Here is a 15,710-nt window from a genome sequence, read left to right as displayed (position 1 = left end):
TGAGGTAGGAATCATTGGACACGCTGTTGTAGGTGGGGTTCCACTTGGGGGAGGCAATACGGATGATAGAGGGGTGGGAGGCGGCTGGCCTGGGGAGTCCCGAGATGGGGAATGAGACGAAGCGTCCCGCGACCTATGAAGACCTGATGGCGCTGCCCGAGAACATGGTCGGGCAAATCATCGATGGTGAGCTCATCGCATTGCCGAGGCCCGCGAGCCCGCATGCGGTGGCGCACTCCGTCCTGGGCGGGCTGCTCGTCTCCCGGTTCCAGGTCGGGCAGCGAGCGCCGGGAGGGTGGTGGATTGTTACCGAGCCCGAGCTGCACGTCGGTCAGGACGTCCTGGTGCCGGATATCGCGGGATGGCGCCGCGAGCGCATGCCCATGATGCGGCGCGTCCCCTTCTTCACGCTGGCGCCGGACTGGGTCTGTGAGGTGCTATCTCCGTCGACCTGGAAGCTGGACAGGAACCGCAAGCGGGAAATCTACGCGCGCGAAGGCGTGGGGCACGTGTGGCTGGTGGACCCTACAGCGAAGGCCCTGGAGGTCTTCGCTCGACGGGAAGGCGAATGGGCCGCGCGGGGGCAGTACTCGGGGGATGCGTGTGTGCGCGCCGAGCCGTTCGAGGACCTGGAACTGGACCTGGGCGCGCTATGGCCCCCAGAGCTGGAGGCGCCCTGAACCCTGGCGCCGCGGCTTACGGCTTCGTGGGGCGCGTGCCGATACCGAAGTGCTCCGAGTGGTGCCGCCACGCTTCCCGTGCCTCTTCCAGGCTCACTTCCTGGAACCGGACAGCGGCCCCTGGACGGCGGGCACACAGCCGTCCCCAATCGGCGCGAATGACTGTCGCGATGAGTGGATAGCCACCTGTCGTCGGATGGTCGGGGCCCAGCACGATGGGCGTTCCTGAAAGCGTCACCTGGATGGCCCCACGAACCATGGGGCGCGACGTGCCCGTGCCTTCGTCACCATGGGTGAGCGATGGCCCTTGGAGTCGCATCCCCACGCGGTCGGTGGCGGCGGACACGGTGAAGGCGCCTGACAGCAGGGTGGCCACGGTGGCTGGTTCGAAGCGGCGGTTGTCCGGTCCGAGCGTCACGCGGATGGGCGCCGCTGCATCCAGTGACGCACCGGGCGCTCGCGCCTCGGCGCGCTCGTTCGCGTCACCCAGGGGCAGGCTGTCACCCGAACGCAACAGGCGTCCTTCGTATCCGCCCAGTCGCGCGACCAGCAGGGTGCCGCGTCCCCCCAGCACTTCCGGCACGGCGAGCCCGCCGTCCACCGCGACATAGCGCACGCTCGTCGACTCGGGCGCGGGGACGGTGAGGCGCTCTCCATCCGCCAGCGTGAGGGCGCGTCCGTCCATGGACACGCGAACGCTTCGGCCTCGGGCGCGCAGCTCCAACCGGCCGAAGGCTTCCAGCGCCGCCGTTCCACTCGCGTTTCCCACGGCGAGATTGGCCAGGGCGAGCAGCTCCGGGACCAGCGGCCCCCCCGGAGGCACGCCGTGGTGCATCTTCCCCGGCCGTCCCGCGTCCTGCACCGTGACGGGCGCACCCACGCCCGTGATGTCCAGCCAGCCCGTCATCGGTCCACCCGCTTGAAGCGCACCCGGTCCCCGAGCTGAAGCACCGAGCCCTCCTCGGCTGTGAAGGCGGTGAAGTCCAGCGCGGTGCCGATGAGGTTCCAGCCTCCAGGCGATGCGAAGGGATACACCCCCGTGCGCCCACCCGCGATTCCCACCGCGAGGGCAGGCACTCGCGTGCGGGGCGTGGCCAGCCTGGGGACCGCGATGCTCGGGTCGACTTCGCCCAGATAGGCGAACCCGGGGAGGAATCCCACGCAGCGCACCGTGTACTCGCGCGCCGTGTGGCGCCGCGCCACTTCGTCCTCGGTGAGGCCCGCGCGTTCCGCCACCGCGCGCAAGTCCTGCCCGTCGTAGCGCACGGAGATGGTCGTGAGGGGGCGGCCGGCCACTGGGGCTGGGATGCGCAGCAACCGCGCCAGCGCGAGTCGAGGCTCCTCGGGTGGTGCATCCGGGGCGAAGTACACGCAGGCGTGCTCCTCGGTGATGACGGCGTCGAGGACGCCGGGCATGGCACAGAGGGCCTCGCGCGTGGCGCGCCGCTCCAGTCCCTCGGGAAGGACCAGTCGCAGGGCGCCTTCTCCCAGAGGCTCGGCGCGAAGTGCGAGCGCGTCCAAGGTGGCGCGGACCTCGCGCGCCAGCGCCACCGCGCCGGGCGTGTCGCCGTGAACGCAGACGGTGTCCACGCTGCCGCTGCTGGCCAGGCGCACGGTGTTGGCCCGCGCCTGGGCGTGGTCGGTCAGCACCGCGCCGGGCTGTCCTCGGGGAATCAGCGAGCCATCTGGCCGGGTGCCTCGGTCCGCGAAGCCTTCGCGGGCGTAGGCCAGCCCCGCCGCCAGGGCCGCGTCGTGCAGCGCGCCCGTGCCGGGGCCGATGCAGGTGACGGCGGTCCCCAGCGCTTCCACGATGCCCTCCACCACCGCGCGAGCCAGGGCCGGTGTTGCATTGGCCGCGTGGTACAGGGCGCCGTGGGGCTTGGCGTACGTCACGGGCAGATGACGGTCAGCCGCCAGCTTCGCGAGCCGGCCGCACTGCGCGGCCACTTGCGCCCGGAGGTGCTCCGGCGTGACGTCGAGCGCGCGGCGGCCGAAGCCCTCTCGGTCCTCGTAGGACGGGTGCGCGCCCACGCGCGTGCCATGCCGCTCGCACCGCTCCAGCGCCCGGCGCATGGAGGCATCGTCCCCGGCATGCCCGCCGCAAGCGATGTTCGCCACATGGGCCAGCGCGTAGAGCTGTTCGTCTTCACCAGGAAGCTCGCCCAGGTCGACGTTGAGGAGACACTCCGTCATGCGGCGCACCGTACGCGAGCGGCGGCGCGGGTGCAGCCGTCCCCGTAGCCGGAGACGCTGGCGTGCCAGCCGACGGTGCGGTGGGAAGTCTCACGCACCACCCCGGGGCTGGGGCCGGTTGGCTCCGGGGTGGTACGTGCCCAGCGAGTGCCTCGACGAGGTGCCCGCTGAGAGCTTCCAGACGGGATACGCCAGCAGGGGTTTTCCTCGGTCATTTCCGGGGCGTTTTTTCCGCGTGCTTCGGGGCGCGGCTCAGCGCGAGGTGGAGGGCAGCTTGGACAGGCCTCCCGCCTTCACCCAGCGCACCAGGGCACGCGCGGTCTTCTCGTCAATCAACTCCGCGTAGGTGGGCATGGGCGTGCCGGGGAGGAACTGCTCGGGGTTTCGCACCCACCGGACCAGTTCGGCCTCGCTGCGCGAGGCGACCTTGGCGAGCCGGTCGTGATACCGCGCGCCAGGAGCGTGGCAGCTCGCGCAGCCGAGCTTCACGAAGAGGGCAGGGGCGTCCACCTTGGGCGCAGCGGGGCGCGGCTTGCGGGTGGGGGCGGGCTTGCTGGCCAGCGTGGAGGGGCCGGCCGCAGCGGTGTTGGCCGCATCGGGTTGCGCGGACGGTGCCGATGCCGCGCTCTTGCCGGTGGCTCCGGGTGCTGTGGGCATCGCCGAGCCGGAAGCGGTCGCCGAGGCCGAAGGCGTCACTGCGGCATGGGCGTCTTCTCCCTGTGTGCCCTGATGGCTGGCCGGAGGTTGCGCGGGGGAAACTGGCGGAGCCGAGGTTTCTTCCCCTGCTCCCTTCACGGAGGCGCTGGCGTTGGGAACATCTCCCGTGCGCGTCTCATCGGGCGCGCTGGCCTGCGCCGCATCGGGGCGTACCTCCGCGCTCTGCTCCTCCGCCTCCTCCGCGCCCCATTTCGGGCGGACTGACTCCGCGGTGAGCCGCGGCCGCGCACCCTTCACCGCGTTCTTCCTGGGCGGCACGGAGCGCAGATAGTCATAGAGCGCTCGCGCCTCCACCTCGTCCATGCCCCGGAAGCGAGGCATGGGCGAGCGCAGCACGGAGCCATCTGGTGCCAGTCCGTCACGCACCGCGCGGGTGAAGTCCTCCAGCGTCCAATGCGCCAGCCCCGTCTCGTGGAACGTGATGTTGCTGGAATGAACGTTCCTTCCCTCCGGGTCGACGAACGCCATGCCACCCGCGAACACGTCATCGCCCTCTGTCTTCCGAGGGCTGAAGCCATCCGTGTGACACGAGGCGCAGTCGTAGACGTCATGCGCCATGTAGTGGCCGTACTCCCGGGTCGCCGCCTTGGGCGGCACGGGGATGCCCGAGGCGGGCCGTTCCACCGGCTCATTCCCAGTGATGAAGCGGAAGCCGATACCGCCGAAGAAGCTGAACTTCGACGGGGGCGCGGGCACTGAATCTGGCGTGAAGAGCGGGTGCCCGGAGCGCATGAAGCCCAGCACCGCCGCCAGGTCCGCGTCGCCCATGCCGTAGCTGGGCATCACCATCAACCGCCCGTCGCGGCTCACCGCGAAGCGGATGGCCCGCGCCAACTCCTCATCCGTCATGGCGCCAATGCCCGCCTCGGCATGCGACGTGAGATTCGCCGCGTAGAAGCGCCCCATGTACGAGGGCAGCTCGCGCAGCGGCGCGCCCGACGCCGTCTCCGCGTCGCCCCCGCGGTGACATGACTCGCAGCTCGCGTGGAAGATGGCGGCCCCTCGCTCCAGGGCGGCGGGGGACAGGTCCGCGCGGATGGGCGGGTAGGGCGCATGAACGGTTCCCGCGCAGCCCGCCAGCAGGGCGGCGCCCACGAACAACGTGTTCCTCATGGCGTCCAGGATGGTGCGGCGCATGGGTCCTCCGCGGCGAGCAGGACCCGACGCATATCGCATCCCAAGGTGGGACGGAAAAACCACCGCGTCTGTCCACGGCGGACACCCGGCCTTCACGAAGTACGGCGCGGCGCGGCGACGTGGCTACACTCCGGGCACCATGACGCGCTCGCTCGAATCCTACCGAGACCTCTTCCCCGTGCTGAGGGAGCAGCTCTATCTCAACCACGCCGGTGTGGCTCCCACCAGCCTGCGCGCCGCCGAGGCCGTGCGCGGGTGGATGGAGGACATCGTCCACCACGGCATCAAGCACGAGCGCGGCTGGGAGGCCCATTGCGAGCGCGTGCGGGGCCTGGCCGCCCGCCTCATCAACGCCGAGCCCGGCGAGATTGCCTTCGTGCGCAACACCAGCCACGGCCTGGGCCTGGTGGCCGAGGGGCTGGACTGGAAGCCCGGCGACGAGGTCGTCGTCGCATCCTCGCTGGAGTACCCCTCCAACGTCTATCCCTGGCTGCACCTGAAGGACCGCGGCGTCACCGTGCGCGAAATCCAGACGCCCGAAGGGGGCGTGACGCCGGAAGCCGTGGCCGCCGCGCTCACCCCGAGCACCCGGCTGGTGGCCGTGTCCTCCGTGCAGTTCGCCACCGGCTACCGCACGGACCTGGACGCGGTGGGCGCCCTGTGCGAGCGGGCGGGCGTCCTGTTCTGCGTGGACGGCATCCAGAGCGTGGGCTGCATCCCCGTGGACGTGAAGAAGAGCCGCGTCCACTTCCTCAGCGCGGACAGCCACAAGTGGATGCTGGGCATCGCCGGCATCGGCTTCCTCTACGTGGCCAAGGACGTCCTGCCCAGGCTGCGTCCCGTGCTGGTGGGCTGGCGCAGCACCACCGACGCCTGGAACTTCAACCGCAGCCACTTCGAGCTGCGCCCGGACGCGGGCAAGCTGGAGGAGGGCAGCGCCGCGTACACCGGCATCTACGCCCTGGGCGCCGCGCTGGAGCTGCTGCACGAGGTGGGGGTGGACGCCATCTCCACGCGCATCCGCGAGCTGCTGGGCCAGCTGGAGACAGGGCTGCGTGGGCTGGGCTGCGACGTGGGGCCCGCGCCGGAGCACCGGGCGGGCATCCTCACGTTCCTGCCTCCGGAGGGCGAGGCCCGCGCGCTCGGCGCGTGGCTCGCCGGAAGGGAGGTGGCCCTCTCGGTGCGCCGCGGGCGCGTCCGCCTCTCACCCCACTTCTACAACCTGCCCGAGGAGATGGACCGGTTGGTGGAGCTGGTGCGGACGCACCGCGGCTGAGGGCCCTTTGGACTACTGGGCCGGGAAGAGCGGCTCGATGGAGAGGTAGCGCTCGCCCGTGTCGTAGTTGAAGGCGAGCACGCGGCTGCCGTCGGTCATCTCGCCCAGCTTCTGATTCACGGCGGACAGCGCGGCGCCGGTGGAGATGCCCACGAAGATGCCCTCCTCACGCGCGGCGCGGCGGGTGAACTCGAAGGCGTCCTCCTCGGTCACCTGAATGGCGCCGTCCAGCGCGTCCTTGTGCAGGTTCTTCGGGATGAAGCCGGCGCCAAGGCCCTGGATGGGGTGCGGGCCCGGCTGGCCGCCGCTGATGACGGGCGACTTGGTGGGCTCCACGGCGAAGACCTTCAGCTTCGGCCAGACCTTCTTCAACTCCTCGGCGCACGCGGTGATGTGCCCGCCGGTGCCCACGCCGGTGATGAGGTAGTCCAGCCCTTCCGGGAAGTCCTTGAGGATTTCCTGCACCGTCGTGCGGCGGTGGACCTCGATGTTGGCCTCGTTCTCGAACTGCTGCGGCATCCACGAGTTGGGCACCTGCGACAGCAGCTCGTTGGCGCGAGCGATGGCGCCCTTCATGCCCTGCGCGCGCGGGGTCAGCTCGAACGTGGCGCCGTAGGCGGCCATCAGCCGGCGGCGCTCGACGCTCATGGACTCCGGCATGACGAGCACCAGCTTGTAGCCCTTCACCGCCGCCACCATGGCCAGGCCGATGCCGGTGTTGCCGCTGGTCGGCTCGATGATGACGCTGTCCTTCTTGAGCAGGCCGCGCTGCTCCGCGTCCTCAATCATGGACAACGCGATGCGGTCCTTGATGCTGCCGCCCGGGTTGGCGCGCTCGAGCTTCAGATGGACCGTCACGCGGGACGGAAACAGCCGGTTGATGCGCACGTGCGGCGTGTTTCCGATGGTCTCCAGGATGCTGTTCACCTTCATGTGGGGGGCCTCGTCGGTGGGTCAGATGTGGAATTCGAGTGCGTCCAGCGAGCCGTTCTCGCCGCGCTGACGCACCTCGCTGCGGCGGGTAACCACGGATTGAGAGGGGATGCTCTGCGTGAGCCAGGCGTTGCCGGCGATGATGCTGCCCCGGCCCACCACGGTTTCTCCGCCCAGGATGGTGGCGTTGGCGTACACCACCACGTCGTCCTCGATGGTGGGGTGACGCTTCTTGTCCGTCAGCCCCTTCTCCACGACGAGCGCGCCCAGGGTGACGCCCTGATAGATTTTGACGTTGTCACCAATGAGCGTCGTCTCACCGATGACGACGCCGGTGCCATGGTCGATGACGAAGCGCCGGCCAATGGTGGCCCCCGGGTGGATGTCCACGCCGGTTCGCTGGTGCGCGTACTCCGTGAGCAAGCGAGGCAGCAGCGGGAAGCCCAGGGCGTGCAGCGCGTTGGCCACCCGGTAGATGGCGATGGCGGTGAAGCCCGGGTAGGTGAGGATGACCTCGTCCACGGTGCGCGCGGCCGGGTCCGCCTCGAAGATGGCGTCCGCGTCCTGTCGCAGCCAGTCGTACAGGCCGGGCAGCCGCTCCATGAAGCGCGCCGGCAAGTCCCGTTCAATGCCCGGGTACAGGGGCGCCAGCGTGTCCCGGATGCGGTGGAGGCTGGCCTCCACGGTGGTGACGTCGCGGTGGACGGCCGCGGCCGTACACTCCAGGCGCTCGGCGAAGTGGGGGAAGAGCAGGCCGAGCACCTGGCCTACGAATTCGGGGGCAGCGCGCCGTACGTCCGCAGGGAAGCAGTGTCGCTGCCGGGCTTCCAGCAGGGCCGCGACCAGCCTGGCGTTGGAGTCATCCATGAGTCCCGGTTTCTAACGCGGTGCGTGGGCTGGCTGCACGGCGTAATGGCTGATTTCAGGGCTGACTGTCGCTTCCCAGGAGGGGACTGGCCCCCCGGGGGCCCTCGTTGGCAGGGCATGCCGCCTTCCCCCATGCCCCCCTGCCACGCGTTGGACAGCGGTGGTCCGCGGCGCTTGCCGCGTGTCCGGCTCGGCGGGACGATGCCGCCATGTCCCCAAACCCGGTCCCTTCCTACGCCCATGGCACCAGCACCACCCCGCTGCTGGGGGAGACGATTGGCCAGAACCTGCGCCGCACCGTCGAGCGCCACGGCGACCGGGAGGCCCTGGTGGTGGCGTCCCAGGGGTTTCGGGCCACGTATCAACAGCTCTGGGCGCTCACCTCGCAGGTGGCCCGGGGACTGATGGCCCTGGGCGTTCAGAAGGGGGACCGGGTGGGGCTCTGGTCACCCAACCGCTTCGAATGGGTGGCCGTCCAGTACGCCACGGCCCGTATCGGCGCCATCCTGGTCAACATCAACCCTGCCTACCGCACCTCGGAGCTGGAGTACGCCCTCAACCAGTCCGGCACCAAGGTGCTGCTCCACGCACGGGGCTTCCGGCAGACGGACTACCGGGGCATGGTGAAAGAGGTCCAGCCGCGCTGTGCCAGCCTGGCGGCGGCGCTCGTCCTGGAGGACGACTGGCAGCGGCTGCTCGATGGCGCGGCGGATGTTTCAGAGGGCGCGTTGGCCGCCCGCGAGGCGTCGCTCCAGTTCGATGACGCCATCAACATCCAATACACGTCGGGAACGACAGGCTTCCCGAAGGGCGCCACGCTGTCGCACCACAATGTCTTGAACAACGGCTTCTTCATCGGGGAGGCCCTGCGCTACGGCCCCGAGGACCGGGTGTGCATCCCGGTGCCATTCTACCACTGCTTCGGCATGGTGATTGGCAACCTGGCCTGTACCAGCCACGGCGCCACCATGGTGATCCCCGCCGAGGCGTTCGACCCGCTGACGGTGCTCCAGACGGTGCAGGCCGAGCGCTGCACGTCGCTGTACGGCGTGCCCACGATGTTCATCGCGGAGCTGGACCATCCGCGCTTCGGTGAGTTCGATTTGTCGACGCTGCGCACCGGTGTCATGGCGGGCTCGCCGTGTCCGGTGGAGGTGATGAAGCAGGTGCAGTCGCGCATGCACATGCGCGAGGTGACCATCTGCTACGGCATGACGGAGACGTCGCCGGTGTCCACGCAGAGCGCACTGGACGAGCCGCTGGACAAGCGCGTTTCCACCGTGGGGCGCGTGCATCCGCACCTGGAGGTCAAGGTCATCGACCCGGGCTCGGGTGAGGTGGTTCCTCGCGGCTCGCCGGGCGAGCTGTGCACGCGTGGGTACAGCGTCATGCTGGGGTACTGGGCCAACCCCGAGGCCACCGCCGCGGCCGTGGACGCCGCCGGGTGGATGCACACGGGCGACCTCGCGGTGATGGACGACGAGGGCTACGTGAAGGTGGTGGGCCGCATCAAGGACACCATCATCCGGGGCGGTGAGAACATCTCCCCGCGCGAGGTCGAGGAGTTCCTCCACACGCACCCGGGCGTCAGCGAGACGCAGGTCATTGGCGTGCCGAGCAAGAAGTACGGCGAGGAGGTCATGGCCTGGGTGCGCGTGAAGCCCGGCGCGACGCTCACCGCCGAGGAGCTGACGCGGTTCTGCACGGGCCGCATCGCGTCCTACAAGATTCCCCGCTTCTGGAAGTTCGTGGACGCGTTCCCGATGACGGTGACGGGCAAGGTGCAGAAGTTCAAGATGCGCGAGGCATCCGTCGTCGAGCTGGGGCTGGAGGACGCCGCGGCCATCAAGACGGCTTGACGCGTGAGGTGCGCTTCTTCGCCGGCGCCTTCTTTCGCGTCGTCTTTTGGGCCTTCTTCACCGCGGCCCGGTTCGCCGCGTCCACGGCCTTCCGGGCCCAGGGCAGGAGCGCGTAGGCGTCATCCGCCGCGTCCGCGGGCGGAGTCCAATAGCCCATCTCCACCGGGGTCTTCATCCCTTCGTAGATGAACGGCCGGCATCCGGCGGCCTGGAAGTCCGGCTTGGTGACGTCATCCACCTTCAGGAACAACTGACCGCCGCCGATGAGCCCGAACATCCGTCCGCCGAGGTAGAGCCCCCAGCCGCCGAACATCGACCGGGACTTCACGGGCCCCAGCTTCTCCAGCAGTTCCACCGTGTACTCAACGAAGCTGTCCGTCCGGGCCATGGTGCGTCTCCGTGTCTCGATGGGCCTCGCCTCGTGAAGACGGCGCCACCGGCCGCGGCACGCTAGCGCACCCGAGCGCCTGGAGCCGCCTTCCTCGTGCCCCAGGGTTCGGGCATGGCGCGCACGCTCTCCACGATGAAGGACTTGAGCGCCCGCGCCGCGGCCGTGAGGTAGCCCTCGCCCCGGTGTATCAGCGCCACCTGCCGCTTCACCCCGGCGCGCGCCAGGGGCACCACGTCGAAGCCCTGGGCATGGTGGTCTCGGGCCATCAACTGCGGCACCATCGCCACGCCCAGGCCGCGCTCCACCATGCGGCGCATGGCCTCCGCGTTGTCCGTCTCCACCGCCAGGCGGGGTGTCACGCCCCGCGCCTCACAGGCGGCCTCCATCGCCCGGGTGCCGCTCATGCCGGGGATGACGACCCAGGGCTCTTCCACGACCTCGTCCATCGTCACGGGCTTGCCTGACTTCGTCAGCCGGTGTCCACGCGGGACGGCGAGCACCAGGGACTCCTCCCACAGTCGCTGCGCCACCAGGTCCGCGCGCCGCACGGGGAGGGAGAGGATGGCCAGGTCCAGGGCGCCGCGTGCCACGCCTTCCTCCATGGCCGGTGCCAGTCCCTCACTCAGCCGGGGCCGGACCTCCGGGAACTGGCGGGCGAAGGCCGGGATGATGTCCGGCAGCAGGTACGCCCCCACGGTATGCAGCGTGCCGAGCGACACCACGCCGTGTGGCGTCCCCGACAGCCGCTCCAGCTCCGAGGTGCCCGCCGTCAGTGCGTCCAGGGCGCGCTGGGCGTGAGGCAGGAAGCGTTCTCCCGCGTCTGTCAGCACCGCGCCCCCAGGCGTGCGGACGAGCAAGCGCGTGCCCAGGGCGGCTTCGAGTGATTGGAGCTGCCGGGAGAGGCCGGACTGGGACAGACCCAGCCCACGCGCGGCGGTGGCCAGGCGTCCCGCCCGGGCGACTTCGAGGAAGGCTCGGAGCTGTTCGGAGGTCATGCGGATTTCGCAAGAAGTCTATGCGGAAGATGCGGTTTCCGCATGGGGGCCTGGGGCGTACAGAGAGGTGATGGACGGAAGCGGCGTCACAGCGGAGCCCATGGTCAGCGCGCGTCCAGGCGTGGCGCGGCGGACCGCGACGGGCGCGGTGTTGCTGGCCCTGGTGGTCAGCGCGTTCGAAGGCACCGTCGTGACGAGTGCCATGCCCACCATCACCCGGGAGCTGGGAGGTCAGCACCTCTACTCGTGGGTGTTCTCCGCCTTTCTCTTTGCCTCCACTGTCGGCGTGCTCGTCTCCGGGACGCTGGCGGACCGGCTGGGACGCAAGCCCGTCTTTTTCTCGGGCATGGGGTTGTTCCTGGTGGGCTCCGCGCTGTGTGGCCTGGCGGACTCGGTGCCGGGGCTCATCGCCTTCCGGGTCATCCAGGGCCTGGGCGCGGGGGCGTTGCAGCCCACCACGCTCACCATCTCCGCCGACCTCTACACGCTGCGTGAGCGCGCCGCCGTGCAGGGGCTGTTCACGGGGGCCTGGGGCGCGGGCAACGTCGTGGGGCCGCTCATTGGCGGCTGGCTGGTGATGCACGCCTCGTGGCGCTGGGTGTTCCTGGTCAACGTGCCGGTGGGGCTGTTCGCCGCGGCGCTGCTGTACCTCTCCTACCGCGACCCGCCTCGCCGTCCGGAGGTCCGCATGGACCGGTGGGGGCCCGTGCTCGCGGGCTCCTCGGCGGCGCTGCTCCTCTTCTCGTTGGAGCCGGGGGCTGTGAGCCTGCGGTGGGCCTGCGCGCTGGCCGCCGTGGGCGCGGCCTGGCTGCTGGTGCGGCAGCAACGCTCGACGGTGTCTCCGTTGCTCCCGGCGGAGTTGCTGAGAGATCGCGCGGTGCTCAGCGGCATCGTGGGCGGCATCGCGGGCGGCTCGTTGCTGTACAGCATGGCCGCGTGGGTGCCGTTGTGGATGACGGAGCAGGGCGGTCACACGCCACTGGCGGCGGGACTGGCGCTGCTGCCGATGCTGCTGGGCTGGTCCGTGGGCTCCACCTTCGGCGTGAAGCTGCTGGTGCGCGGAGGCATGCGACTGAGCGCCGGCGTGGGCTTCGCGGTGGCGGCGCTGGGGGCCGGGTGGCTGTCATTGGCCGCCGCACGGGGCTGGGGTGTGCCCGCGGCGCTGGTGGGGCTGGCGGTGCTCGGCCTGGGGCTGGGGCCCGCCGCCAGCACGTCGCTGATTGGACCGCAGTCCCGCGCGCCCTGGCACCACCGGGGCATCGTCACCAGCGCGCTCTACGCCACGCGGCTGCTGGGCGGCTCACTGGCGGTGGCGTTGCTCGCGCTGGCCAGCGGGCACTTCGCCCTGCAGTTCGGCATCGCCGCTGGACTCACGGCCGTCGCGGCGCTCGGGTTGGCGCTGTTGGCTCCGGGCAGGACGGAGCCAGCGGCATCGGGGGCGTGACGGCGGGCACGTTCCACTCAGCCCGTGCCGCCTCCCGGGCCCGGCGCTCGGGCGCGCGCGAGGGGCGGCGCCGGCGCTCGTGCCGTCACAGACGCATCTGCATTCAGCGCGTGGGGCCACAGCTTCGCCAGCGCGGTGCGGAGCTCGGCCGCGGACCGGTAGCGGTCGTCGGGGCGTTTCTCCAGCAGCCGCAGCACGACGTGCTCGAAGGGCTCCGGCAGCGCCGGTCGCAACGTGCGCGGCGGCACGGGGCGCTCCTGGACGTGCAGGAACATCAGCGGCACGGGCTCCGGGTGGCGGAACGGAAGCTGTCCGGTGAACAGCTCGTAGGCCACCACGCCGAGCGCGTACAGGTCCGTGGCGGGTGACACCGCGGGGTTGCCCGTCACCTGTTCGGGCGCCATGTACTCCGGCGTGCCGAGCACCGCGCCCTGGGCCGTCGTCCCCATGACGTGCGTGCTCTTGGCGAGCCCGAAGTCCATCAGCTTGAGCACGCCGGTGCGGGTGATGAAGAGGTTGGCGGGCTTCACGTCGCGGTGGAGCACGCCCCGGCCGTGCGCGTGCTCCAGCGCCACCGTCGCGTGGGTGAGCCAGCGCAGCGCCTCCGCCAACGTGGCGCGCCGCTCCATCAGTCGCTGACGCAAATCCACGCCATCCAGCAACTCCACGGTGAGGAAGTGCCGATCGCCGTCCACGCCCACATCGAAGACACGCAGGATGTTGACGTGCTCCAGCGCCCGGGCGTGCTCCACCTCCTGGCGGAAGCGCGCCACCATCGAGGCATCCGCATGGGGCACCGCGAGGACCTTGAGGGCCACGCGCAGGTCCTGGTGGAGGTCGGTGGCCTCGTACACGGTGGAGCTGCCCCCGGCGCCCAGCCAGCGCTCCACGCGGTACCGCTGGGCCACCGTCTGGCCGGGCACCAGGCCTCGCACGGCGCTGGAGGTCGCGGTCACCACAATGCCCTGGAGCAGCGTGCCGTGCGGCGACATGGGGGTCACCGGGCGCAGTGTCTCCCCAAGCGACAGGGCCGGTGGTGGCGTCACCGGCTGGAACGTCGCGTCGGGAGGGGTTTCCGTCCGCTGCGGGACAGGGGGGAGGCCGGCGCGGGGCGGCGGTTTCACGATGGCCGGCGGCGGAGTCACCCGCAATTGCGGCTCCGGCGCGGCGCCCCCCAGGTACGCCACGCCTTCTTCGTCGTCGGTCGAGTGCACCTCGGCCTCCCTCGTCTGCAGTCGTCGCTGTCAGGGGTCGAGCAGCGAAACGTGGGACGGTGCCCCCACGCCCTCGATGTCCAGGTGCGGCGTGGGCAGGTTGTACTCGGCCGCGGCGCTGGTGGCCTCGACGATGATGGGGCCGGCAATCTCCGGCGGCTCGCCGTGGCACAGCAGGTCCACCACGTGCTCCAGCGTCCACTTGCCCAGGCGGCTCACCACCAGCCGCGTGCCGTCGTACTGCGCCGTGTCCGACAGCTCGTGGCTCGCGGCCAGCTTGGCCTCCACGGAGTCGCCCAGGTAGCCGCGCGCCAGCGCCACCACCCGGTCCAGCACGGAGTTCCAGGCCTGCAGGTGCGTGCGGTCCTGCGCCTCGTCCATGATGTCCAGGCCCACCTGAAGCTTCTCCATCCGGTCCAGGAACTGCTGCACCAGCGGTCCCCGGATGATGCGGCCGTGCTGCGGCGCAATCATCTCCACGCCCGGCTCCAGCTTGCGGATGGCCGCCACCGTGCGTTGCAGCGCGGAGTTCACCGGCATGTAGATTTGATGGAAGGCGCGGATGCCCGCCCAGTCGGATTCGTCCGCCCAGATGCCCTTGGCGTTGGAGTCCGTGAGCCCGCCGAAGAGGTCTCCGGTGAAGAGCACGCGCGTCTGCGGGTCATAGAGCATGACGGCGCCGCGGAAGTGGCAGAAGGGCGAGGGAACCGGCAGCAACCGGTGGCCCGTGGGCACGCTGAGGCCCTGTGCGAACTTCTCCGTGGGGATGAAGCGGTGGCGCGGCAGGTTCTGGTGGACGATGAGCCGCCAGGTGTCCTCCGAGCACAGCAGCCCGGCCCGGGGCGCGTAGCGCGCGGAGATGATGCTCGCCGACGAGCCCACGTCCGGGTCCTGGTGGTTGATGAACATGGCCGACAGCCGCTCCATGCCACCAATGAGCGACGTCACCTTGGTGTGGATGGTGGAGAAGTCGCTGCTCGAGCCCGGGTCGATGAGGAGGTTGAACTCCGTGGGCCGCTGCGTCTTCTTGTCCGTACCGCGGAAGCGCAGCAGGTAGGGGTTGGCGTAGAAGATGTTGCCGGGCTCGCGCTTGCCCACCCAGAACGTCTCGGGGGCAATCTCCACCGGCACGAGGCGGAGGTCGGAGCTCTGGCTCGGGCTCGGGACTGGGGCGACGGTGCTGCTCATGGGCGCGGCGTTCCTTCCCTTTCGGGTGTATGCCCCTCCCCATAGCAAGCGCTGCGCCGCGGCCTCCTCTCCCCTGGGGCACCTGTCCGCGGGCGGGGATGGGGCGCAATTCCTGCGTGCGGGTGGGGTGGGGCGCAGACCTTGCGTCCTGGGCGTCTGAGCGCGTGCGCCGCGGCGGGGGGCATGGCAGGCTTGGGGGCCCTCACCTTCGAATCGTTGATGCCCGACCCGTCCGTACTCGCCACCTGGGGCCTCCCGGGGCTGTTCCTCATCGCGATGCTCGCGGGCTCCGTGGTGCCAGTGCCGTCGGAGGCGCTGCTGGCCGCGCTCGTCTACGGCGGGACGGCGCCCGTCACCGCCATCGGCGTGGCCACCATGGGCAACGTGCTGGGCGCGCTGTCGCTCTACGTGCTGGGCCGGTGGGTGGCGGCCGGTGGTGGAGGCGCCTTGGGGCGCTGGTACGCGCGGCGCCGTGAGAAGGAAGGGCCTCGCATGCAGCGCGTGGAGGCCTGGACGCGGAAGTGGGGCGCGCCCGCGCTCGTCATGTCCTGGCTGCCCGTGGTGGGTGACGCCTTCGTCATCGCCGGCGGAATGCTGGGGGTGCGCCCGCTGCCTTTCGTCTTCTTCGTCACGATCGGCAAGGGCCTTCGTTACCTCGCCGTCGCCCTGTCCGCCGCCGCCGCGCTGTAGTGCCCGTCCCGGACGGTTTCACCGATGTTTCACGCAACGTGTCTGCGTTTCGGTCGATAAAGGAGACGGGCGAGCATCGCATTCCCCGTGAATCGGGTAGCGTGTGGATGTCTCATCCGACCACTC

Annotated in this window: 14 protein-coding genes; 5 read left to right on the top strand and 9 right to left on the bottom strand. The window is 70.4% G+C overall.

What is annotated here, in order from left to right; translation table 11 throughout:
- Window positions 1-104 precede the first annotated feature (104 nt).
- Window positions 105-680, top strand: a complete 576-nt coding sequence (locus tag BLU09_RS00525; protein ID WP_167370999.1) for a Uma2 family endonuclease — start codon at window positions 105-107, stop codon at window positions 678-680.
- 16 nt (window positions 681-696) lie between these two features.
- Here BLU09_RS00525 and BLU09_RS00520 read toward each other — a convergent pair whose 3' ends face one another.
- The 3 genes from BLU09_RS00520 to BLU09_RS00510 all read right to left on the bottom strand — a co-directional run bounded on the left by BLU09_RS00520 (window position 697) and on the right by BLU09_RS00510 (window position 4,727).
- Complete coding sequence (locus tag BLU09_RS00520) at window positions 697-1,587, bottom strand: 5-oxoprolinase subunit C family protein (RefSeq protein ID WP_090484273.1); 891 nt, start codon at window positions 1,585-1,587, stop codon at window positions 697-699.
- Complete coding sequence (locus BLU09_RS00515; RefSeq protein ID WP_186817695.1) at window positions 1,584-2,873, bottom strand: LamB/YcsF family protein; 1,290 nt, start codon at window positions 2,871-2,873, stop codon at window positions 1,584-1,586. Before BLU09_RS00515 ends, BLU09_RS00520 begins: the two co-directional genes overlap by 4 nt.
- A 252-nt stretch (window positions 2,874-3,125) precedes the next feature.
- Complete coding sequence (locus BLU09_RS00510; RefSeq protein WP_090484269.1) at window positions 3,126-4,727, bottom strand: c-type cytochrome; 1,602 nt, start codon at window positions 4,725-4,727, stop codon at window positions 3,126-3,128.
- A gap of 139 nt (window positions 4,728-4,866) precedes the next feature.
- On the opposite strand from BLU09_RS00510, the gene BLU09_RS00505 reads away from it, so the two are divergent.
- A complete protein-coding gene (locus tag BLU09_RS00505) occupies window positions 4,867-6,003 on the top strand; it encodes an aminotransferase class V-fold PLP-dependent enzyme (protein WP_090484267.1) in 1,137 nt (378 codons plus the stop codon).
- A 12-nt stretch (window positions 6,004-6,015) separates the two neighbouring features.
- Here the strand turns inward: BLU09_RS00505 and cysK are convergent, their stop codons facing one another.
- Both cysK and epsC read right to left on the bottom strand, forming a co-directional pair.
- Entirely contained in the window at window positions 6,016-6,936 is a 921-nt protein-coding gene (gene cysK, locus BLU09_RS00500; protein WP_090484265.1) for a cysteine synthase A, read from the bottom strand.
- Window positions 6,937-6,957: 21 nt separating this feature from the next.
- On the bottom strand, window positions 6,958-7,803 hold the full coding sequence (epsC, locus tag BLU09_RS00495) for a serine O-acetyltransferase EpsC (protein WP_011551683.1): 846 nt from the start codon (window positions 7,801-7,803) through the stop codon (window positions 6,958-6,960).
- 209 nt (window positions 7,804-8,012) lie between these two features.
- Between epsC and BLU09_RS00490 the strand changes: the two genes are divergently transcribed.
- Entirely contained in the window at window positions 8,013-9,662 is a 1,650-nt protein-coding gene (locus BLU09_RS00490; RefSeq protein ID WP_090484264.1) for an AMP-binding protein, read from the top strand.
- Here BLU09_RS00490 and BLU09_RS00485 read toward each other — a convergent pair.
- Together BLU09_RS00485 and BLU09_RS00480 are read right to left on the bottom strand one after the other, a co-directional pair.
- The gene (locus tag BLU09_RS00485) at window positions 9,649-10,050 is read right to left on the bottom strand and encodes a TfoX/Sxy family protein (protein ID WP_090484262.1); all 402 of its coding nucleotides are present in this window, start codon (window positions 10,048-10,050) and stop codon (window positions 9,649-9,651) included. The genes BLU09_RS00490 and BLU09_RS00485 overlap by 14 nt on opposite strands.
- A gap of 62 nt (window positions 10,051-10,112) precedes the next feature.
- Window positions 10,113-11,048 (bottom strand): LysR family transcriptional regulator, encoded by a 936-nt coding sequence (locus BLU09_RS00480; RefSeq protein ID WP_090484259.1) that lies wholly within the window; start codon window positions 11,046-11,048, stop codon window positions 10,113-10,115.
- Window positions 11,049-11,118: 70 nt separating this feature from the next.
- On the opposite strand from BLU09_RS00480, the gene BLU09_RS00475 reads away from it, so the two are divergent.
- Window positions 11,119-12,492: an MFS transporter gene (locus BLU09_RS00475; RefSeq protein WP_090484257.1), complete on the top strand. Its 1,374-nt coding sequence runs from the start codon at window positions 11,119-11,121 to the stop codon at window positions 12,490-12,492.
- Between the two features lie 17 nt (window positions 12,493-12,509).
- On the opposite strand, the gene BLU09_RS00470 is transcribed toward BLU09_RS00475, so the two are convergent.
- Both BLU09_RS00470 and BLU09_RS00465 read right to left on the bottom strand, forming a co-directional pair.
- Window positions 12,510-13,706 carry a serine/threonine-protein kinase gene (locus BLU09_RS00470; protein ID WP_090484255.1) on the bottom strand — a complete coding sequence of 399 codons (1,197 nt, stop codon included), beginning with the start codon at window positions 13,704-13,706 and terminating at the stop codon, window positions 12,510-12,512.
- 30 nt (window positions 13,707-13,736) lie between these two features.
- Window positions 13,737-14,894, bottom strand: a complete 1,158-nt coding sequence (locus BLU09_RS00465; protein ID WP_090484253.1) for an oxygen-binding di-iron domain-containing protein — start codon at window positions 14,892-14,894, stop codon at window positions 13,737-13,739.
- 219 nt (window positions 14,895-15,113) lie between these two features.
- Here BLU09_RS00465 and BLU09_RS00460 point away from each other — a divergent pair, with 219 nt between their 5' ends.
- Window positions 15,114-15,584 (top strand): YqaA family protein, encoded by a 471-nt coding sequence (locus BLU09_RS00460; protein ID WP_090484251.1) that lies wholly within the window; start codon window positions 15,114-15,116, stop codon window positions 15,582-15,584.
- The last annotated feature ends 126 nt before the right edge of the window (window positions 15,585-15,710 follow it).

The organism is Myxococcus virescens (assembly GCF_900101905.1).
GTDB lineage: Bacteria > Myxococcota > Myxococcia > Myxococcales > Myxococcaceae > Myxococcus > Myxococcus virescens.
Note: the sequence above shows the minus strand (reverse complement) of the source record. Positions and strands in the feature narration are given on the sequence as shown.